The sequence below is a fragment of the Kitasatospora sp. NPDC048407 genome, from assembly GCF_043200475.1.
In the GTDB taxonomy this organism is placed as follows: domain Bacteria; phylum Actinomycetota; class Actinomycetes; order Streptomycetales; family Streptomycetaceae; genus Kitasatospora.
On sequence record NZ_JBICXW010000003.1, the window covers coordinates 26,569 to 45,293 of the forward strand.

21 protein-coding genes and 1 pseudogene are annotated in these 18,725 nt (G+C 72.8%); 15 read left to right on the forward strand and 7 right to left on the reverse strand.

What is annotated here, in order from left to right; all coding sequences use genetic code 11:
• Positions 1-53: 53 nt before the first annotated feature.
• From ACGFWJ_RS08205 to ACGFWJ_RS08220, 4 genes are all read right to left on the reverse strand, one after another.
• On the reverse strand, positions 54-830 hold the full coding sequence (locus ACGFWJ_RS08205) for a response regulator transcription factor (RefSeq protein ID WP_387638753.1): 777 nt from the start codon (positions 828-830) through the stop codon (positions 54-56).
• 73 nt (positions 831-903) lie between these two features.
• The gene (locus ACGFWJ_RS08210) at positions 904-1,932 is read right to left on the reverse strand and encodes a S1C family serine protease (RefSeq protein WP_392946559.1); all 1,029 of its coding nucleotides are present in this window, start codon (positions 1,930-1,932) and stop codon (positions 904-906) included.
• Between the two features lie 101 nt (positions 1,933-2,033).
• Complete coding sequence (locus tag ACGFWJ_RS08215; protein WP_392946562.1) at positions 2,034-3,074, reverse strand: LacI family DNA-binding transcriptional regulator; 1,041 nt, start codon at positions 3,072-3,074, stop codon at positions 2,034-2,036.
• A gap of 147 nt (positions 3,075-3,221) precedes the next feature.
• Positions 3,222-3,953 (reverse strand): response regulator transcription factor, encoded by a 732-nt coding sequence (locus tag ACGFWJ_RS08220; RefSeq protein WP_387638744.1) that lies wholly within the window; start codon positions 3,951-3,953, stop codon positions 3,222-3,224.
• 588 nt (positions 3,954-4,541) lie between these two features.
• On the opposite strand from ACGFWJ_RS08220, the gene ACGFWJ_RS08225 reads away from it, so the two are divergent.
• From ACGFWJ_RS08225 to ACGFWJ_RS08245, 5 genes and pseudogenes are all read left to right on the forward strand, one after another.
• Positions 4,542-4,799, forward strand: a complete 258-nt coding sequence (locus tag ACGFWJ_RS08225; RefSeq protein WP_392946566.1) for a MoaD/ThiS family protein — start codon at positions 4,542-4,544, stop codon at positions 4,797-4,799.
• A gap of 112 nt (positions 4,800-4,911) precedes the next feature.
• A complete protein-coding gene (locus ACGFWJ_RS08230) occupies positions 4,912-5,583 on the forward strand; it encodes a DUF2993 domain-containing protein (RefSeq protein ID WP_392946569.1) in 672 nt (223 codons plus the stop codon).
• A 529-nt stretch (positions 5,584-6,112) separates the two neighbouring features.
• A complete protein-coding gene (locus ACGFWJ_RS08235; protein ID WP_387638736.1) occupies positions 6,113-6,946 on the forward strand; it encodes a sulfurtransferase in 834 nt (277 codons plus the stop codon).
• 39 nt (positions 6,947-6,985) lie between these two features.
• The gene (locus ACGFWJ_RS08240) at positions 6,986-7,276 is read left to right on the forward strand and encodes a DUF1416 domain-containing protein (protein WP_035864892.1); all 291 of its coding nucleotides are present in this window, start codon (positions 6,986-6,988) and stop codon (positions 7,274-7,276) included.
• Between the two features lie 62 nt (positions 7,277-7,338).
• Positions 7,339-7,590, forward strand: a pseudogene (locus tag ACGFWJ_RS08245) (DUF3099 domain-containing protein); the annotation flags it as partial.
• A gap of 122 nt (positions 7,591-7,712) precedes the next feature.
• Here ACGFWJ_RS08245 and ACGFWJ_RS08250 read toward each other — a convergent pair.
• Positions 7,713-8,075, reverse strand: coding sequence for a DsrE family protein (locus ACGFWJ_RS08250; RefSeq protein WP_392946574.1), 363 nt, complete (start codon positions 8,073-8,075; stop codon positions 7,713-7,715).
• A 254-nt stretch (positions 8,076-8,329) separates the two neighbouring features.
• Between ACGFWJ_RS08250 and ACGFWJ_RS08255 the strand changes: the two genes are divergently transcribed.
• The 3 genes from ACGFWJ_RS08255 (at position 8,330) to ACGFWJ_RS08265 (ending at position 10,427) form a co-directional block, all read left to right on the forward strand.
• Positions 8,330-8,914 (forward strand): FABP family protein, encoded by a 585-nt coding sequence (locus ACGFWJ_RS08255; RefSeq protein ID WP_043915577.1) that lies wholly within the window; start codon positions 8,330-8,332, stop codon positions 8,912-8,914.
• An 85-nt stretch (positions 8,915-8,999) separates the two neighbouring features.
• Positions 9,000-9,446, forward strand: coding sequence for a Fur family transcriptional regulator (locus ACGFWJ_RS08260; protein ID WP_387638729.1), 447 nt, complete (start codon positions 9,000-9,002; stop codon positions 9,444-9,446).
• A gap of 24 nt (positions 9,447-9,470) precedes the next feature.
• On the forward strand, positions 9,471-10,427 hold the full coding sequence (locus ACGFWJ_RS08265) for a YgfZ/GcvT domain-containing protein (protein ID WP_392946578.1): 957 nt from the start codon (positions 9,471-9,473) through the stop codon (positions 10,425-10,427).
• Positions 10,428-10,434: 7 nt separating this feature from the next.
• Here ACGFWJ_RS08265 and dtd read toward each other — a convergent pair whose 3' ends face one another.
• Entirely contained in the window at positions 10,435-10,866 is a 432-nt protein-coding gene (dtd, locus tag ACGFWJ_RS08270; protein ID WP_392946580.1) for a D-aminoacyl-tRNA deacylase, read from the reverse strand.
• Between the two features lie 346 nt (positions 10,867-11,212).
• Between dtd and ACGFWJ_RS08275 the strand changes: the two genes are divergently transcribed.
• The 3 genes from ACGFWJ_RS08275 (at position 11,213) to ACGFWJ_RS08285 (ending at position 13,055) form a co-directional block, all read left to right on the forward strand.
• Positions 11,213-11,731: an ABC transporter substrate-binding protein gene (locus tag ACGFWJ_RS08275; protein WP_392946583.1), complete on the forward strand. Its 519-nt coding sequence runs from the start codon at positions 11,213-11,215 to the stop codon at positions 11,729-11,731.
• Positions 11,732-11,788: 57 nt separating this feature from the next.
• Positions 11,789-12,739 (forward strand): asparaginase, encoded by a 951-nt coding sequence (locus ACGFWJ_RS08280; RefSeq protein ID WP_392946586.1) that lies wholly within the window; start codon positions 11,789-11,791, stop codon positions 12,737-12,739.
• 97 nt (positions 12,740-12,836) lie between these two features.
• Positions 12,837-13,055 carry a dodecin gene (locus ACGFWJ_RS08285; protein ID WP_392946589.1) on the forward strand — a complete coding sequence of 73 codons (219 nt, stop codon included), beginning with the start codon at positions 12,837-12,839 and terminating at the stop codon, positions 13,053-13,055.
• A 93-nt stretch (positions 13,056-13,148) separates the two neighbouring features.
• On the opposite strand, the gene ACGFWJ_RS08290 is transcribed toward ACGFWJ_RS08285, so the two are convergent.
• Entirely contained in the window at positions 13,149-13,640 is a 492-nt protein-coding gene (locus tag ACGFWJ_RS08290; RefSeq protein ID WP_387638715.1) for an inorganic diphosphatase, read from the reverse strand.
• Between the two features lie 137 nt (positions 13,641-13,777).
• On the opposite strand from ACGFWJ_RS08290, the gene dacB reads away from it, so the two are divergent.
• From dacB to hpt, 4 genes are all read left to right on the forward strand, one after another.
• Positions 13,778-15,226: a D-alanyl-D-alanine carboxypeptidase/D-alanyl-D-alanine-endopeptidase gene (dacB, locus tag ACGFWJ_RS08295; RefSeq protein ID WP_392946593.1), complete on the forward strand. Its 1,449-nt coding sequence runs from the start codon at positions 13,778-13,780 to the stop codon at positions 15,224-15,226.
• A gap of 130 nt (positions 15,227-15,356) precedes the next feature.
• Positions 15,357-16,511, forward strand: coding sequence for a zinc-dependent metalloprotease (locus tag ACGFWJ_RS08300; RefSeq protein WP_387865848.1), 1,155 nt, complete (start codon positions 15,357-15,359; stop codon positions 16,509-16,511).
• A 244-nt stretch (positions 16,512-16,755) separates the two neighbouring features.
• Positions 16,756-17,901 (forward strand): tRNA lysidine(34) synthetase TilS, encoded by a 1,146-nt coding sequence (gene tilS, locus ACGFWJ_RS08305; RefSeq protein WP_392946596.1) that lies wholly within the window; start codon positions 16,756-16,758, stop codon positions 17,899-17,901.
• Between the two features lie 63 nt (positions 17,902-17,964).
• Positions 17,965-18,519, forward strand: coding sequence for a hypoxanthine phosphoribosyltransferase (hpt, locus tag ACGFWJ_RS08310; protein ID WP_043915585.1), 555 nt, complete (start codon positions 17,965-17,967; stop codon positions 18,517-18,519).
• The last annotated feature ends 206 nt before the right edge of the window (positions 18,520-18,725 follow it).

Consider the following 18,725-nt stretch of genomic DNA (forward strand, 5'->3'; position numbering starts at 1 on the left):
TCGGCTCCGCAGCGACCTGCTGCGGAACCACCCCGTGAACCGGCCGATCAGTTTCACGCCGCAGCGCCGCTGGTGGCGGTGCGCAGCGCGTAGCCGACGCCGCGGACGGTCTGGATGATGCGGGGCATGGCGTGCTGTTCGGTCTTGCGGCGGAGGTACATGACGTAGACGTCGAGGGAGTTGGAGGAGGGCTCGAAGTCGAAGCCCCAGACGGCCTTGAGGATCTGTTCGCGGGTGAGCACCTGGCGCGGGTGGGAGAGGAACATCTCCAGCAGCATGAATTCGGTGCGGGTGAGCTCGATGGTGGTGCCGGCCCGGGTGACTTCGCGGGTCGCGGTGTTCATCCGCAGGTCGGCGAAGGCGAGCACCTCGCCGCCGTCCTCGTCGGCGGCGGTGCGGGCGGCGGCCTCGGTGGCGAGTGCGTTGCGGCGGAGCAGGGCGCGGACCCGGGCGAGGAGTTCGTCGAGTTCGAAGGGCTTGGCGAGGTAGTCGTCGGCGCCGACGTCGAGTCCGGTGACGCGGTCGCCGACGGCGTCCCGCGCGGTGAGCATCAGGACGGGGACGGTGTCGCCGCGCGAGCGCATCCGGCGGACGGCGGTGAGGCCGTCCATGCGGGGCATCATGATGTCGAGCAGGACGAGGTCGGGGTGTTCGCGGTCGACGGCGGTGAGGGCCTCGTAGCCGTCGGTGGCGGTGGTGACGTGGTAGCCCTCGAAGGCGAGGCTGGATTCCAGCGCGTCGCGCAGGGCGGGTTCGTCGTCGACCACGAGGACGCGGGCGCCGCCGCCCGGGGCCTCGGCAGGGGTGCGGTCGTCGGCGGGGGGAGTCATCGGCGCGGGGCCCTTTCTGAGTCCGGTGCGGTCGTGGCCATTGTCCGTCGCTGGGAGACGGAACCGGCGGGTGTCAGAGGTTCTTGCCGGCCTGGAGCTGCGGCAGCACCTGCTTGACGCTGTTGATCGGGATGGCGAAGCCGAGTCCGACGCTGCCGGCCTCGGTACCGCCGGTGGAGCCGGAGCCGCTCGCGGCGTACATGGCCGAGTTGAGGCCGATGACCTGGCCGGCGGCGTTGATCAGCGGTCCGCCGGAGTTGCCGGGGTTGAGGGCGGCGTCGGTCTGCAGCGCCTGGTAGGTGGCGGTCTCGGAGCCGGTGGCGCCGGTGGAGCCGCGCAGGCCGGGCAGGTTGGGGAGGCCGAAGCCGCCGTTTCCGCTGGTGGTGCCCTCGTCGACCTGGACGGTGACGGGGCGGTTCTTGGCGGAAATGATGCCGGAGGTGACGGTGCCGGTGAGGCCCTCGGGGTTGCCGATGGCGACCACGGGGTCGCCGACGGCGGTGGCGTCGGAGTCGCCGAGCACGGCGGTGGTCAGGCCGCTGACGCCGGACGCGGTGATGACGGCGGTGTCCAGGGACTTGTCGGTGCCGGTGACGGTGGCGGAGGCGGTCCGGCCGTCGTGGAAGGTGACGGTGGCCCGGCCGCCGTTCACCGCGCCGGAGATGACGTGGTAGTTGGTGAGGATCTGCCCGTCGGCGGTGAGGATCACGCCGGTGCCGGTCGCGGTGCCGTTGCCGGTCTTGACGGTGATCTGCACGACGGCGGGGGAGAGCGCGGCGGCGATCGCCGACACGTTGGCGCTGCCGTCGGCGTTGGCCGCCACCGGGCGGACCAGGGCGCTCGCAGTGGCGCTGCCGGAGCCGTTCCGCTCGTTCACCAGGGCGCCGCCGGTGACGCCACCGAGCAGGGCCGCCACCGCGGCGACGGCGGTGGCCAGCGCGACGCGGCTCTTCAGCAGGCCGCGCCGGGCACGGTGGCCGTGCGGGGGCGGCGGCAGTTCGGGGCCTTCGGGGCCGTGGAAGGCGGGCGGCGTCGGCGGGAGCCAGCCCGCGCCGCCGTCCTGGGGGTGGGGCTCGTGGGTGCTGCGGTACTGGTCGCTCATGGAGATGACGTTCCGCCCGTTTCATGAACGTTCGATGAGAGGGCGGTACGAGTTCCCCGAGAAGCGCGTCAGCTTCTCATAAAGCCTGGTCAGGCCGGAGGTCAGTCGGTTTCGCCGGAGCAGCCGCAGGAACGCCGCACGACCAGCCGGGACGGGAACTTGCGGACCCGTTCGGTGTCGCTGCCGGGCACCATCAGCGAGTCGTCGAGGACCAGGTCGACGGCGGCCCGGGCCATCGCGTCCCGGTCGGAGGCGACGGTGGTGAGCGGCGGGTCGGCGAACCCGGCCTCGGGGATGTCGTCGAAGCCGGCCACCGCGAGGTCCTCGCCGACCTTCAGGCCGAGTTCGCGGGCGGCCCGCAGCACGCCGATGGCCTGGTCGTCGGTGGAGCAGAAGATCGCGGGCGGCCGCCGGTCGGAGGCGAGCAGCTCGAGCGCGACCTGGTAGGCGCCGTAGCGGTGGAACGGGGCGTCGATCAGGTGCGGCTCGGTGGGCAGGCCGTGCGCGGCCATGGCGAGTTCCCAGCCGGCCACGTGGTCGATGACCGGGTCGCCGGGGGCGGGCGATTCGACCGGGCCGCCGAAGCACGCCACGTACGGGTGACCGTGCACTTCGAGCAGGTGACGGACGACCAGTTCGGAGCCGCCGACGTCGTCGGTGACCACGGCGACGTCGTCGATCGCCTCGGGGCGGCGGTGCAGCAGCACCACCTTGGCGCCCTCCATGGCGGCGAACTCCTCGGCGGCGCGCTGCGAAGGGCCCTGGCTGACCAGGATCAGGCCGGACACCCGCATGCCGAGGAAGGCGCGGACGTAGTGCACCTCGCGGTCGTCGACGTAGTCGGAGTTGCCGATCAGCACGAGCTTGCCGCGCTCGGAGGCGGCGCGTTCCACGGCGTGCGCCATCTCCGCGAAGAACGGCTGCCGGGCGTCGGGGACGACCATGCCGATCAGGTTGGTGCGCCGGGAGGCCATCGCCTGGGCGACGGAGTTCGGGCGGTACCCGAGCTGCTCGATCGCGGCGAGCACCTTTTCCCTGGTGGCCGGGGCGACCGGCCGGGGACCGTTGTTGATCACATAGCTGACGACCGCGGTCGAGGTCCCAGCCAGTCGGGCTACATCGTCGCGCGTCACCTTGGCCACGGGGGGAGTCTACGCGTGTGGTCAGGTGCCTCTCGCCGGGGTCTTGCCCGGTGGGACGGGGCGCTTTTCCGGACCGAATCGGACCGATCCGGGCAAGCCGGGCGGGCCGGGCGAGGGGTGCCGCCGCCCGGCCCGTCCGACGGCCGGTCAGCGTCCGCGGCGTGCCGCGGCTCTGCTCGGCTCGGCCCGGTCGGTGCCCTTGTCGGCCCGCTCGGGGACCACGAAGCGGTAGCCGACGTTGCGCACGGTGCCGATCAACTGCTCGTTCTCGACGCCGAGCTTGGCCCGCAGCCGGCGCACGTGGACGTCCACGGTGCGGGTGCCGCCGAAGTAGTCGTAGCCCCACACCTCCTGGAGCAGCTGGGCCCGGGTGAACACCCGGCCGGGGTGCTGGGCCAGGTACTTGAGCAGCTCGAACTCCTTGAAGGTGAGGTCGAGGACGCGCCCCTTGAGCTTGGCGGAGTAAGTGGCCTCGTCGACGGACAGCTCGCCGTTGCGGATCTCCATCGGGGAGTCGTCGACGGCGACCTGGAGGCGGCCGAGGGCGAGCCGCAGCCGGGCTTCGACCTCGGCCGGTCCGGCGGTGTCGAGCAGCACGTCGTCGATGCCCCATTCGGCGGTGACGGCGGCCAGGCCGCCCTCGGTGACCACCAGGATCAGCGGGCTGCCGATGCCGGTGGAGCGCAGCAGCTGGCACAGGCTGCGGATCTGCGGCAGGTCGCGGCGCCCGTCGACCAGGATCACGTCGGCGCTCGGGGTGTCGACCAGGGCGGACCCCTCGGCGGGGGCCACCCGGACGCTGTGCAGCAGCAGTCCGAGTGCGGGCAGCACCTCGGCGGAGGGTTGCAGGGCGTTGGTCAGCAGGAGCAGTGAACTCATACCCGGTTAGTCCCCTTTCCGGGTCGTCGCGGTCGCGGCCGCCGGGGGGAACGGCGGACGCGGTACAGGGCGGGGGAGCGCCGACAGTCCGGAGGGTGCGGCGGTGGACGGGGCGGTGGCCGGCCGGGGATCCCGCAACCCCTGGCGTCCCACTGGTGCCTCGTCCATCGGCGTACCCTCCGCTCTGTCCGCCGGCGGCCGACACGTCGTCGTGCGCCCGGCGGTGGGGCCGGTCCGGCGGCCGGTGCGGGTGGGGCACCGGTCGCAAGAACGTCCTACTGGCGTCCTGAAAGCACAAAAGGACCCGGGGGCGACTCTGCCCGGATCCCTTACGGAATCGAGGATAGCCGACCGCTCGCGTGGCCGGGAGTGGCTCGAGCGGCGCGCGGGCCCGCGACCGGCTCCGGAACGGGTGAGGTACGACACCTTGTGCCCCCGTGATGACCTGGGAGGTTTGCCCGGCGGCGGGGGCCGGGGGCGATGATGGGGGCCGCACCGGGCCGGCCGCCGACCGGGCGAGGACCACCGAGAGGGGTTGCCGTGACCGGGACCGCCGATGCCCGTCCCACGCCGGATTCACCTGTGCGGGTGAGTGGGACGGTCCGCTACTGGGCCGCAGCCAAGTCCGCCGCGGGCCGGGCCGAGGAGCCGTACCTGGCCGTCACGCTGGCGGAGGCGCTGGCCGAGGTGCGGGCCGCGCACGCCGGGCGGCCGGAGCTGCTGCGGGTGCTGACCATGTGCTCGTTCCTGGTGGACGGCGATCCGGTCGGCGCCCGGGAGCACGCCGCGGTGCCGCTGACCGAGGGCGGCACGGTGGAGGTGCTGCCGCCGTTCGCCGGGGGCTGAGCGCGCATTTGCCCGAGTACCGCGCCGGAACCCGGGCATCCGTGCGATCGTCCTGTCTTCGGGGCCGGTTCGTCGACGGAGCGGCCCGGCCGGAGCGTTTCAGGGGGAAGCGATGCGTGGCGCGGTGAAGTTGCTGATCGGCCTGGGGGTCGTGGGCGCCCTGCTGGTCGCCGCCGACCGGGTGGCCGTGGGGGTCGCGGAGGACCAGGCCGCCGATGCCGCGGTCTCCTCCGGCTGGCTGACCGGCAAGCCGGACGTCGAGATCGGCGACATCCCTTTCCTGACCAGCGCGGTGGCCGGTGAGCTCGACCAGGTCAGCCTCTCCTCGGACGGAATGACCGTCACCGACGGCAAGGAGAAGGTGACGGTGCACTCGTTCCGGGCCAGCCTGTCCCAGGTGAAGTTCACGGACTCCTACCGGGGCGTGACGGTCGGGCGCGGTGACGGCCAGGGCGTGGTCGACTACAAGGAGCTCGCCAAGTTCATGAACGGCAGCGGCCTGCTCGGCCTGGAGTACGCCGGCCCCGGCACGGTGAAGGCCGCGGTGCCCGGTGGCGGGATCGAGGGCAAGCTGCGCAGCGAGGGCAACGACCTGGTCGTCGACAACCTCCAACTGACCGGCGCCGCTTCGGTGTTGAAGGGCGTCGCGGGCGACCGGCTGAAGCCTCAGCGGTACCACCTGGCCGGCCTGCCCAAGGGCCTGTCGCTGGCCGAGGCCACCCCGGAGGCGGGCGGGGTGCGGCTGCGCTTCACGGTCGCCCCCGGCACGTCGCTGGGGCACTGAGGCTCCTCGGTGCCTGTCCGGTGGGCGAGACGCGCTGTCCAGCGCCGCCGGAAAAATCCTTCGCAGCACCGATTCGCCCGGCCCCCGTGCGGGGGTCCGGGCCCCCCGGTGTGTGTGCGTGCACGGCGGAAAGACGGTGAATCTCAGGATTCGAGTGATCCGGTCTCATTATTTGACACGATGATGACAGCGCCCCTCCGGAGTCCCTAGCATCGTCGTCATGAAGCGACAGGCAGACCTCACAAAGCGGCGGGCGGTAGACCACTGCCGCGTGTCGAGCTGCCTTTGTCGAATGCGCTGACCGGGCGGTCCTGACCCCAGTCACGGCAAGCCCGCCCCCGTTCCGACGCCGCAAACCGGTAGCAGTTGCGCACCGGTGCGTCGGGGACGACGAGCACACCTCACGATCAACTCCCCCGGCTCTGCCGCACCTAACGCCGTCCCAGCATGCGGACAGGTGTGCGGACAACGCGGCCCGGGAGAACCTCCAGCAGCCTTCCGCCAACCGCCCCCGGATGGAGAACAGCACATGAGCCGCAGCGACGTCCTGGTCGATGCCGACTGGGTCCAGGCCCACCTGGACGACCCGAAGGTCGTCATCGTCGAGGTGGACGAAGACACCGCCGCCTACGACAAGAACCACATCCGCAACGCGGTCCGGATCGACTGGAAGAAGGACCTCCAGGACCCGGTCCGCCGCGACTTCATCGACCAGGCCGGCTTCGAGGCGCTGCTGTCCGCCAAGGGCATCGCCAACGACGACACCGTGGTGCTCTACGGCGGCAACAACAACTGGTTCGCCTCCTACGCCTACTGGTACTTCAAGCTGTACGGCCACGGCGACGTCCGCCTGCTGGACGGCGGCCGCAAGAAGTGGGAGCTGGACTCCCGCGAGCTGGTCGTCGAGCAGCCCGAGCGGGCCGCCACCCAGTACACCGCGCAGCCGGCCGATTCCTCGATCCGCGCCTTCCGCGACGACGTGATCGACGCGATCGGCACCCTGAACCTGGTCGACGTCCGCTCGCCCGACGAGTTCTCCGGCAAGCTGCTCGCCCCGGCCCACCTCCCGCAGGAGCAGTCGCAGCGCCCCGGCCACGTGCCGAGCGCCAAGAACATCCCGTGGGCGAAGAACGCCAACGACGACGGCACCTTCAAGAGCGATGACGCGCTGAAGGCGCTCTACGAGGCCGAGGGCGTCGACCTGGCCACCGACACCATCGCCTACTGCCGGATCGGCGAGCGCTCCGCGCTCACCTGGTTCGTCCTGCACGAGCTGCTCGGCCAGCAGAACGTCAAGAACTACGACGGCTCGTGGACCGAGTACGGCAGCCTGGTCGGCGTGCCGATCGAGCTCGGCAACTGAGCCCCGGCTCGCGCGAAGCAAGGAAGAGGGAGAACAGACATGTGCGGTGCGAAGGCCGGCGGCCCGGACCTGGCAGGAGTTGACGTGGCGAACGAGACGATCATCCAGGGTTCGGTGACCCGCAACGAGGAGCCGGTCAACGGCTACGTGCGGCTGCTTGACGAGAACGGCGAGTTCACCGCCGAGGTGCCGACCTCGGCGACCGGGCAGTTCCGGTTCTTCGCCCGCCCGGGCAAGTGGACCCTGCGGGCCCTGGTGCCCGGCGCCACCGTGGACCGCCAGGTGGTCGCCACCCAGGGTGAGTTCACCGAGGTCGCGATCGCGGTCTGACGACCGTGGTGAGGGCCCCGGTCGTCTTCTGGCGGCCGGGGCCTTCGGCCTACCCTGGAAGCGTGCAGGCACACCGGCGGCATGTGCGCTACTTCGTGATGATGGGCGTCTGCCTTGGGCTGTTCGTCCTCGCCTGGGGCGTGGTGCGCTTCTTCTCGGTCGGCGCCGCCATCGGCATGTGCGTGGTCGCCATGCTGATACCGCCACTGGCCGCCGTCCTCGCCAACAAGCGCGACAAGGACGACGACTGGTGGAACGACCCGCGCTGGGAGGACCCGCGCTGGGAGCAGCGCGGCCACGACCGGGACCGGCCGGACCACGAGCCGCCCACGGACCCGTGGGGCGGTGAGGGCGCGGACGACCCGCGCTGGGACGACCCGCACTGGGAGCAGCCCGGCCACGACCGCGACCGGCCGGACCGGGAGCCCCCGGACGCTCAGTAGACGAGCGCCTGGGCGTCGTCCGCCATCACCTCGGACAGGAACACCTGCGCGCCGGCGATCCGCACGCCCTCGATGACGTCCGCCTGGCCGATGTCCCGGCGCGCCGCGCACTGGGTGCACAGGGTGACGGTGCCGGCGGCGAGGATCGCCTCCAGCAGGTCGGGCAGCGGTGCGGCGTGCGGCAGTTCGAACTCGGCGGCCTTGCCGGGCAGCGCGAACCACGAGGACTCACCGGTGAGCCAGAGCGAGACCGGCACGCCGCTGGCGACCGCGACCGAGGCGACGGTGAAGGCCTGCGAGCAGCGCTCCGGCGCGTCCGCACCGGCGGTGACCTTGATGACCAGCTTCTTCGACATGCCCCAGAGACTACGGCCGCAGGGGCCGCCCGATAGACTCCCGGCCGTAGTGGAAAGCCCCGTTCCTCCGTCGAACCCGCCCCTGGGAGCACACCGTGTCCGGTCTTGAGATCTTCTTCGAAAGTGTCCTGGTTCTGGTGGCCGTGCTGATCACCTGGTTCGCCATCTTCTCGGTCATGAAGCTCTACCAGGGCCAGCGCTGAGCACTGCCGTACGGTTGAGCCGGTAACCGCCCGACGACAGCAGCCAGGATCATGATCGAGATTCCTTCCGACCTCCACCGGGACGTCGTCCCGCTCGCCTTCCTCCTCGGTACCTGGGAGGGCGCGGGTGTGCATGACTTCCCCGGCAGCGAGAAGTGCAACTTCGGCCAGGAGATCGTCTTCCGTCACGACGGACGACCCTTCCTGGAGTTCCGTTCCCGCACCTGGGTGCTGGACGAGCAGGGCGAGAAGGTCCGCCCGCTGGAGATGGAGCACGCGTTCTGGCGCGTCACCAGCAACCAGCACGGGACCAGCGGCGAGCGCGAGATCGAGGTCTCCTCGGTGCGCGACGACGGCACTGTGGAGATCTGGTACGGCAAGCTGCACGACGGCAAGCCGCAGATCGACCTGGCCACCGACGCGGTCGCCCGGATCGAGGGCGCGGCCCCGTACAGCGGCGGCAAGCGCCTGTTCGGCCTGGTCAAGGACGAGCTGCTGTGGGTCGGCGAGAAGGCCGCCCCCGAGGTGCCGCTCCGGCCGTACATGTCGGCGCAGCTGAAGAAGGTGCTCAACCCGGCGCAGCTGATCAAGGACGTCAACGACCTCCCGGACGACGGGATCGCGTTCTTCCGCTGAGCGGACCGGCGTGGACGAGTGGGGGACCGACCCGGCGGTCGGTCCCTACACTGGTCGGCACGACCTCTCAACGGGCAGGGACACCGTGGCGAACACCGACACCACCGACTGGAAGGCCGACCTGCGCGAGCGCGGCTACCGGTTGACCCCGCAGCGCCAGCTGGTGCTGGAGGCCGTCGACGTGCTCGACCACGCCACCCCGGACGAGATCCTGGCGCAGGTCCGCCGCACCGCCAGCGGCGTCAACATCTCCACCGTGTACCGGACGCTGGAGCTCCTGGAGGAGCTCGGCCTGGTCTCGCACGCCCACCTCGGGCACGGCGCGCCCACCTACCACCTGGCGGGCCGGCACACCCACCTCCACCTGGTCTGCCGGGACTGCGACCAGGTCACCGAGACCGACACCGCGATCGCCGCGCCGCTGATCGACAGCCTGCGCACCGAGCACGGCTTCGACACCGACCTGAAGCACTTCGCCATCTTCGGCCGCTGCGCGGACTGCACCGCGAAGCTGGAGGACGGCCGGTCGTAACGGCGAGGCTTTAGGCTGGCCGGTATGAAGAGCCCGCTGCTTGCGCTGCCCGGCGCCGTCGCCGCCGAAGGTCCCGACGAAGGGGTCGCCGCCCACTACGGCAACCTGTTCCGCGAGCAGCGCGAACTGGCCGCCGGGCGCGGCTTCACGGACCTGTCGCACCGCGGCGTGATCACCGTGACCGGCCCGGACCGGCTGAGCTGGCTGCACCTGCTGCTCACCCAGCACGTCAGCGAACTGCCGCCGCAGCAGGCCACCGAGGCGCTGGTGCTGTCCCCGCACGGGCACGTCGAGCACGCCCTCTACCTGGTCGACGACGGCTCCACCACCTGGATCCACGTCGAGCCGGGCACCGCGCCCGCGCTGGTGAAGTACCTGGAGTCGATGAAGTTCTGGAACCGGGCCGAGGTCACCGACGCCACCGCCGACTACGCCGTGGTGTTCCTGCCGGCCGGCTCCACCGCCCCCGCCGACCGGGCCGCCGCGGTGCGCGAACTCCCGTGGGGCCGCGACCTGTTCGTCCCGCGCGCCGAACTCGCCGAGGCCGTCGCCGGGTTCGGCCCGGCCGCGGGCGTGTGGGCGTACGAGGCGCTGCGGATCGAGGGGCACCGGCCGCGCCTGGGCTTCGAGACCGACCACCGGACCATCCCGCACGAGGTGGACTGGCTGGGCAGCGCGGTGCACCTGAACAAGGGCTGCTACCGCGGCCAGGAGACGGTCGCCCGGGTGCACAACCTGGGCCGCCCGCCGCGCCGGCTGGTCTTCCTGCACCTGGACGGCACCGAGGAGAAGCTGCCCGGGCACGGCGCCGAGGTCCGCGTCGAGGGCCAGGACCGTCCGGTCGGCTTCGTCACCTCCTCGGCCCGCCACCACGAGCTCGGCCCGGTCGCGCTGGCCCTGGTCAAGCGCAACACCCCGGTCGACGCGGTGCTGCTGGCCGACGGCGTGCCCGGCAGCCAGGACGTGATCGTCCCGGCCTGACCGGTTCTCAGACCTCCAGCAGGACGGTGAACGGCCCGTCGTTCACCAGCGACACCTTCATGTCGGTGCCGAACCGCCCGGTCTCCACCTTCGCGCCCAGGGCGCGGAGCTCGGCGACCACGGCGTCCACCAGCGGTTCGGCAACCGGGCCGGGGGCGGCGGCGTTCCAGGTGGGGCGGCGGCCCTTGCGGGCGTCCCCGTACAGGGTGAACTGGCTGATCACCAGCAGCGGGGCGCCGAGTTCCGAGCAGGACTGTTCGGGGCTGCCGGGGAACAGCCGCAGCGTCCACAGCTTGCGGGCCAGTTGGGCGGCCTGCGCCGGAGTGTCCTCGTGGGTGGCGCCGACCAGGACGCACAGGCCCGGCCCCTCGATCGCGCCGACCGTCTCGCCGTCCACCGTCACGGCCGCCTCGGCGACCCGCTGCACCACTGCTCGCATGCCGCCATTGTGCCCGCACGTCCGTACCGGGGGCGCGCACCCTCCGGTTGCACGCCGGGGTCGCACGTGATGCGCCCCGATCGGTGCAGGTGAACCCATGGCGCGAATTCTTCGTACTAGCCAGGGGTGTTCGCCAGGGGGCCATCCGGGTACACGGGCGTGCGGCGCCGGGGCCCGGGGTGGCACGCTGTCCGACGGCCCGGAGCCATCCGGGCCCCGAGGGGGCGTCCGTCGTCCCGGCGAACCGCGTCACCCGCACGAGTGGCATCGCCCGCCGGGGGGAACCCTGAGTGGCGGGCGGCCGTGCGATCGGCGGGCACAGGTACTACGGCAGGTGGTCGGATTGATGGACGTGAGCGCGCTCGACGGGCTGGCCGGCCTGGCCCTGGAGGAACTGCGGGTGCTGCGCCGGGACGCCCTGGAGCAGGAGGCCGACCTGTCGTACCTGCGCCGCCTGCTGCACGGCCGGATGGACATCCTGCGGGCCGAACTCCAGCGCCGGGAGATCCCGTTGGCCGGCGCCAGCGAGGCGCAGTGCGCGCTGCTCGACCGGCTGCCCGCGATCCTGGCGGACGCCCCGTCCGCGACCCGCCGCCCGGCCCGGCACCTGACCCTCGGCCCGCCCCGCGGCGAGCGCTACCGGCTGGAGGCGGACGCCCTGATGGGCGACGTCCAACTGGCCGACCTCGGCGCGCACGCCACCGCCGACCTGCTGTCCGCCGTCGAACGGCTGGCCGAGCACGAGCGCGAGGTGTCCGGCCGCCGCCAGGCGCTGCAGCGCACCGCGGACGACTGCGGGGCGGAGATCACCCGCAGGTACCGTGAGGGGGAGGCCCGGGTCGAGGACCTGCTCGGCGGAGGCTGAGCGGTCGGGACGCGGCCGGAGCCCACCCACCCTCACCGCACGTCCTGGAGACCACCCGTGTCGCAGTCCGCCCTGCCCGCCCTCGCCGAGGTCATACGCTCCGGTTTCACCGAGGGCCGCCACCGCGGTTCGCTGGTCCTGCTCGACGCCGACGGCACCGTCGCGTACACGCTGGGCACCCCCGATCTGCCGGTCTACCCGCGCTCCACCGCCAAGCCGTTCCAGGCGATGGCCACCCTGCGGGCCGGCCTGGAGCTGCACGGCGAGCAGCTCGCACTGGCCGCCTCCAGCCACTCCGCGGAGCCCTTCCACCGGGCCGCGGTCCGCCGGATGCTGGCCGACGCGGGCCTCACCGAGGCCGCCCTGCGCACCCCCGCCGAGCTGCCGCTGGACGAGGTCGAGGCGGAGGAACTGCTGCGCTCCGGCGGGGAACGGGCGCCGATCATGATGGACTGCTCCGGCAAGCACGCCGGCTGGCTGGCCGCCTGCGCCGCCAACGGCTGGGACCTGGCGTCCTACCTCGACCCCGAACACCCGATCCAGCGCCTGGCCCGTACCGCGCTGGAGGAGACCACCGGCGAGCCGGCCGCGCACACCGGCACCGACGGCTGCGGCGCCCCGCTGCTGGCCGTCTCGCTGACCGGCCTGGCCCGCGGCTACCGCGCCCTGGTGCTGGCCGAGCCCGGTACCGTGCAGCGCCGGGTGGCCGACGCGATGCGCGCCCACCCCGAGTACGTGGCCGGCACCCGCCGGGCCGACACCTGGCTGATGCTTGCGGTGCCCGGCACGCTGTCCAAGATGGGCGCCGAGGCCGTCCAGGTGGTCGCGCTGGCCGACGGCCGGGCCCTGGCGTTCAAGATCGAGGACGGCGCGGAGCGCGCCCGCGGCCCGGTGCTGGCGGCCGCGCTGCGCCGCCTCGGCGTCCAGGACCCGGTGCTGGAACGGATCGCCTCCGCCCCGCTGCACGGCGGCGGCGCGGTGGTCGGCGAGGTCCGCGCGGCGTTCTGACGCCCCGTCGGGCGAAGCCGGGATGCCCGCCCCGGCGCTCTGGTGCACGGTGGACGGCGGGGGAGTGCCCGCCACCGCCGCACAGGGAGTACCTGCCATGTCCGACCACACCTACCGGGTCACCGAGATCGTCGGCTCCTCGCACGAGGGGGTGGACGCCGCCATTTGCAACGGCATCGCCCGCGCCGGCCGCACCCTGCGCCACCTCGACTGGTTCGAGGTGGTGCAGGTCCGCGGCCACATCGAGGACGGGGCGGTGAAGCACTTCCAGGTCGGCCTGAAGGTCGGGTTCAGGCTCGACGACAACGACGGCTGACCGGCCGCCGGAAACCGGCGAGGGGCGGGAGTCCGGTGTCGGACTCCCGCCCCTCGCACGGGCACTGCGGGCCACCCCGAAGGGCGTGACGGCTCAGTGGCCGCCCTGCTCCTGGAGGCGCTTGATCGAGGCCTCGACCTCGGCCTCGGCCTCGGCCCGGCCGACCCAGTCGGCGCCCTGGACGGACTTGCCGGGCTCCAGGTCCTTGTAGACCTCGAAGAAGTGCTGGATCTCCAGACGGTCGAACTCCGACACGTCGTTGATGTCCTGCAGGTGCGACCAGCGCGGGTCGGTCGCCGGGACGCACAGCAGCTTGTCGTCGCCGCCGGCCTCGTCGGTCATCTGGAACATGCCGATGGCGCGGCACTTGATCAGGCAGCCCGGGAAGGTCGGCTCCTCCAGGATGACCAGCGCGTCCAGCGGGTCGCCGTCGTCCGCGAGGGTGCCCTCGACGTAGCCGTAGTCGGCCGGGTAGCGGGTCGAGGTGAAGAGCATGCGGTCCAGACGGAGGCGACCGGTCTCATGGTCGACCTCGTACTTGTTGCGCGAGCCCTTCGGGATCTCGATCAGGACGTCGAACTCCAACGCTTCCTCCAAGGGTGGGGACTGACAGAATCCAAGTGTCTCCTACGGCAGGGAGTGCTCGGGAAAGGGGCCGGTCGGTGAGATCAGGGACAGGGGTGGGACGCGGGCGCAGGACGGCGCTCGTCGGGGTCCTGGGGGTGGCGCTGGCAGCGGGAGTGCTGACCGTCGCCGATCCGGCACTGGCCCAGCCCTCGCCGGGCGCCAGCCGCTCGGACGGGCACGGCAAGCACGCCGACGACGGGCACGGGCAGGGCGGGGACGGGCAGGGCAACGGCCGCGGCAAGCAGGACCGGCGCGGGGACCGGCACCGGGCCGTCCCGGTCAAGGGCCCGGTGCTGCCGGCCGGGGACGCCGGCGACAGCCACCCGCCGACCGGCAGCGGGCTGCGCGGCGCGCTCGGCGCCACCGTCCAGGACAAGTCGCTGGGCACCCTGAACTTCGCGGTCGCCGACGCCGCCACCGGCGAGCTGCTGTTCGGCGCGCAGGAGAACGCCCCGGCCACGCCCGCCTCCACCACCAAGCTGGCCACCGCGGTCGCCGCCCTGGCGCTGCTGCCGGCCGGCCACCGGATCGCCACCACCGTGGTGCAGGGCGCCACCCCCGGTGAGATCACCCTGGTCGGCGGCGGCGACCCCACCCTGACGGCGCTGCCCACCGATCAGATCCGGATCGGCGGCGCCCCCGTGGACGCGGACAGCGCACCCGCCTCGATGGCCGACCTGGCCCGCCGCACCGCCACCGCGCTGAAGGCGGCCGGCACCACGAGCGTCAAGCTGTCCTACGACACCTCGCTGTACAGCGGCCCGCTGCTGCACAAGGACCACGACGCGATGAACATCGCCGCGGTCACCCCACTGATGGTCGACGAGGGCCGGATCGACCCGCGCTCCGTCGACGAGGCCCCGGCCCGGGTGTTCGACCCGGCCGGGCAGGCCGCCGAGACCTTCGCGAACCTGCTGAAGGCCGAAGGCGTCACCGTCCAGAACAAGGCAGGCCAGGCCACCGCCCCCGCCGGGGCCAAGGAACTGGCCCGGGTGGAGTCGCCGGAGATCGGACGGGTGGTGGAGCGGATGCTCACCACCTCCGACAACCAGCTCGCCGAGGCCGTCGCCCGGCAGGCCGCGCTCGCCGCCAAGCAGCCCGCCAGCTTCGAGGGCGGCGCGAGCGCCGTCACCGCCGAACTCGGCAAGCTCGGGGTGCCGATGACCGGCGTGGTGCTCACCGACGGCAGCGGCCTGGCCAAGGCCAACCTGATCCCGCCGATCACCCTGGTGAAGCTGCTCGCCGAGGCCGCCTCCCCGCAGCACCCGGAGCTGCGCCCGGTGATCACCGGCCTGCCGGTCGCGGGCTTCACCGGCACCCTGGCCGGCCGGTTCGGCGCCAAGTCCGGGGCCGGCGAGGCGGCCGGCATCGTGCGCGCCAAGACCGGCACCCTGCAGGGCGTCAACACGCTGGCCGGCACCGTGGTCGACGCCGACGGCCGGGTGCTGGCGTTCGCGCTGATGACCCGCACCGGCGCCGACCCGACCGCGGCCCGCGCCGCGGTCGACCGGATCGTCGCGAAGCTCGCCGCCTGCGGGTGCTGATCACCCGGTGACACCCCGTCGGCCCGCTGACCCGCCGTCAACGGGCCGGACAGGCCGCCGGACAGACCAAGGGCCTGTCCGGACGCCCAGTTGTCTCCCGGGGGCGGGGGCGAGCACGTACCGTGAGGGCATGACGAGCGCGAACAGCGGTGCGGAGATGGTCGACTGGGATCTCGCGGTGGCGACCGCGGTGCGCCTGGCCCGGCCCGGGCCCCGGATCGGCCGGGAGGAGGCCCGTGCGGTGGTCTCCGAACTGCGCCGGCATGCCGTCGAGGCCGAGCGGCACGTGCGCGAGTTCACCCGGATGGGAACGGGCGAGGACACCCCCGGCACCCCCGTGCTGGTGGTCGACCGGCCCGGCTGGGTGCGGGCCAATGTGGCGGGTTTCCGTACCGTGGTCCGCCCGCTGACGGACCGGCTGGCGGCCCGCCGCCCGGAGGGCCCGGGCACGGCGGCGGTCGGCTCGGTGGGCGCCAAGGCCACCGGCGTGGAGGTCGGCGCGGTGCTGGCGTTCCTGTCGGCGAAGGTGCTCGGCCAGTACGAGACCTTCGCCCCCGCCGAGCTGCCCACCGCCCCGGACAGCCCCGAGGGCCTGTTCGACCAGCCGCGCCGGGGCCTGGCGATGCCGCCCGGACGGCTGCTGCTGGTGGCGCCGAACATCGTCCAGGTGGAGCGCGAACTCGACGTCGACCCGCACGACTTCCGGCTCTGGGTGTGCCTGCACGAGGAGACCCACCGCACCCAGTTCACCGCGGTGCCCTGGCTGCGCGACCACATCCAGTCCGAGGTGCAGGAGTTCCTGGCGCAGACCGACGTCGACCCCTCGGCGCTGCTGGACCGGCTGCGCGAGGCGCTCGGCGGCCTGCCGGGCTTCGGCGGCCGCGGCAACGGCTCCACCGCGGGCAGCCTCGTCGACCTGGTGCAGACGCCCGCGCAGCGGGAGATCCTGGCCCGGCTGACCGCCGTGATGTCGCTGCTGGAGGGCCACGCCGACGTAGTGATGGACGGCGTCGGCCCGGCCGTGGTGCCCTCGGTGGCGGAGATCCGGGAGAAGTTCCAGCGCCGCCGCGACCGCGGCAGCGGCCGGCTCGACCTGGTGCTGCGCCGGCTGCTCGGCATGGACGCCAAGCTGCGCCAGTACCAGGACGGCGCGGTGTTCGTCCGCGGCGTGGTGGAGCGGGCCGGGATGGACGGCTTCAACCGGGTGTGGACCTCGCCGAACACGCTGCCCACCAAGGACGAGATCCACGACCCGGCGTCCTGGGTGGCCCGGGTGGTCGGCTGAGGCGGATGTCCGGGAACGCCCGGTCGGGCGGCAGGTGGGCCCGCGGTGGACGGTCAACCGGGCGAGTCGTACACCTGGCGGCAGACGTAACGTTTCTCCATTCACCCGTACGTGGGACCGTGGATCCGCCGTTGGCGCGGAGGGCGTGGGCGGTGGCCGGATTCTGCGACCATCTGTGAGCGCCTGGTGACAGAGAGCTGACAGGCGGCCGACGTACCCCCCCCTCCGCCAAGGAGTGCCAACCATGGGCCCACACCCCGCTGTCGCGGCGATACGCCTCGCCGTCCGCCGTACCCTCACCGAGCTCGCCGCCGAGGCGGGCGTCACCCCCGGAGAGCCGGTGCGCGCCGTCCGCACCGCGCCGCCGGCGCAGGCCGCCCCGCTGCCCGCGCTTGCCACCACCGCCACGGTGCCCGGCACGTTGATCGGCAATGCCCGCCGCCACCCCTCCGGCCTGCCCCGCACCCCGGCCGCCCCCGGCTCCCCGCTGGTGCTGGTCGCTGTCTCCGGCGGCGCCGACTCGATGGCCCTGGCCACCGCCACCGCCTTCGAGGCCCCCAAGCTCGGCCTGCGGGTCGGCGCCGTCACCGTCGACCACGGCCTGCAGGACGGCTCCGCGGAACGCGCCGAACAGGTCGCCGTCCGGCTGCGCGAACTGGGCCTTGACCCGGTGGAGGCGGTCGCGGTGCACGTCGGCCGCGAGGGCGGCCCGGAGAACGCCGCCCGGGAGGCCCGCTACGCCGCGCTGGACTCCGCCGCCGAACGCCACGGCGCGCTCGCCGTCCTGCTCGGCCACACCCGCGACGACCAGGCCGAGACGGTGCTGCTGGGCCTGGCCCGTGGCTCCGGCGCCCGTTCGCTGGCCGGGATGCCCGCACAGAAGGGCCGCTACCGCCGCCCGCTGCTGGAGCTCGACCGGGCCGCCACCCGGCAGGCCTGCTCCGCGCAGTCCATCCCGGTCTGGGACGACCCGCACAACGCGGACCCGGCCTACACCCGCTCCCGGGTCCGCCACGAGGTGCTGCCGGTCCTGGAGAAGCACCTCGGCGGCGGAGTGGTGGAGGCGCTTGCCCGCACCGCCCGGCTGTTCCGCGACGACGCGGACGCGCTGGACCAGTGGGCGGCCCTCGCCGAACGCGACCTGCGCGGCCCCGACGAGGCCCTCGACGTGGGCAAGCTCTCCGAACTGCCCCCCGCGGTGCGCCGTCGGGTGCTGCGTCGCGCGGCCCTGCGCGCGGGCTGCCCGGCCGGCGACCTGTTCGCCCGCCACCTGGAAACCGTGGACCTGCTGGTCACCGGCTGGCGCGGCCAGGGCCCCCTGCACCTACCCGGGGGCGTCGAAGCCGTGCGCCGGTGTGGCACGCTGGTGTTTCGGCGGCAGGGCGACTGAGCACGAACCAGTCGTACCGCCGCCGCCGAACCCAGACCCCGAACGTTTGAGGACGTATCCCCGGTGGACCAGAACGACATGGGCGCAGACCTCGCGAAGGTGCTCATCAGCAAGGACGAGATCGACGCCAAGCTGGTGGAGCTGGCCGCGCGGATCGACCAGGACTACGCCGGGAAGGACCTCCTGCTGGTCGGCGTCCTCAAGGGTGCCGTGATGGTGATGGCTGACCTGGCCCGGACCCTGCACAGCCAGGTGACCATGGACTGGATGGCGGTCTCCTCGTACGGCATGGGCACCAAGTCCTCGGGCGTGGTGCGCATCCTGAAGGACCTGGACACCGACATCGCCGGCCGCGACGTGCTGATCGTCGAGGACATCATCGACTCCGGCCTGACGCTGTCCTGGCTGCTCGGCAACCTCGGTTCCCGCGGCCCGGCCTCGCTGAAGGTGTGCACCCTGCTGCGCAAGCCGGACGCCGCCAAGGTGGAGATCGACGTCGAGTACGTCGGCTTCGACATCCCCAACGAGTTCGTGGTCGGCTACGGCCTGGACTACGCGGAGAAGCTGCGCAACCTGCCGTTCATCGGCACCCTGGCCCCGCACGTCTACGGGGGCTGAACCGTTCGGGCGATGGGTGGGAACAGTGCCTTGTTCCCGCCCGTTGTGCGGGGGTAGGAAAATAGGCTGCACCGTGGTGTGATCCCGTCGTGAGCGGGGGCCGCTGCGGTACGGTCCAATCAACCGCTCGTCTGACGAGCACATATCGGATGCGCCACGGCCCACGGCCGACCAGCGCCCGTTGAATGGCAGGAGGGACGGGGCGG

What these genes read in the sequence shown, in the direction of transcription:
- ACGFWJ_RS08205 (WP_387638753.1), bottom strand. Translation starts at nt 830, where the DNA reads ATGACTCCCCCCGCCGACGACCGCACCCCTGCCGAGGCCCCGGGCGGC.
- ACGFWJ_RS08210 (WP_392946559.1), bottom strand. Translation starts at nt 1,932, where the DNA reads ATGAGCGACCAGTACCGCAGCACCCACGAGCCCCACCCCCAGGACGGC.
- ACGFWJ_RS08220 (WP_387638744.1), bottom strand. Translation starts at nt 3,953, where the DNA reads ATGAGTTCACTGCTCCTGCTGACCAACGCCCTGCAACCCTCCGCCGAG.
- ACGFWJ_RS08230 (WP_392946569.1), top strand. Translation starts at nt 4,912, where the DNA reads ATGCGTGGCGCGGTGAAGTTGCTGATCGGCCTGGGGGTCGTGGGCGCC.
- ACGFWJ_RS08235 (WP_387638736.1), top strand. Translation starts at nt 6,113, where the DNA reads ATGAGCCGCAGCGACGTCCTGGTCGATGCCGACTGGGTCCAGGCCCAC.
- ACGFWJ_RS08240 (WP_035864892.1), top strand. Translation starts at nt 6,986, where the DNA reads ATGTGCGGTGCGAAGGCCGGCGGCCCGGACCTGGCAGGAGTTGACGTG.
- ACGFWJ_RS08250 (WP_392946574.1), bottom strand. Translation starts at nt 8,075, where the DNA reads ATGTCGAAGAAGCTGGTCATCAAGGTCACCGCCGGTGCGGACGCGCCG.
- ACGFWJ_RS08255 (WP_043915577.1), top strand. Translation starts at nt 8,330, where the DNA reads ATGATCGAGATTCCTTCCGACCTCCACCGGGACGTCGTCCCGCTCGCC.
- ACGFWJ_RS08265 (WP_392946578.1), top strand. Translation starts at nt 9,471, where the DNA reads ATGAAGAGCCCGCTGCTTGCGCTGCCCGGCGCCGTCGCCGCCGAAGGT.
- dtd (WP_392946580.1), bottom strand. Translation starts at nt 10,866, where the DNA reads ATGCGAGCAGTGGTGCAGCGGGTCGCCGAGGCGGCCGTGACGGTGGAC.
- ACGFWJ_RS08275 (WP_392946583.1), top strand. Translation starts at nt 11,213, where the DNA reads ATGGACGTGAGCGCGCTCGACGGGCTGGCCGGCCTGGCCCTGGAGGAA.
- ACGFWJ_RS08285 (WP_392946589.1), top strand. Translation starts at nt 12,837, where the DNA reads ATGTCCGACCACACCTACCGGGTCACCGAGATCGTCGGCTCCTCGCAC.
- ACGFWJ_RS08300 (WP_387865848.1), top strand. Translation starts at nt 15,357, where the DNA reads ATGACGAGCGCGAACAGCGGTGCGGAGATGGTCGACTGGGATCTCGCG.
- tilS (WP_392946596.1), top strand. Translation starts at nt 16,756, where the DNA reads ATGGGCCCACACCCCGCTGTCGCGGCGATACGCCTCGCCGTCCGCCGT.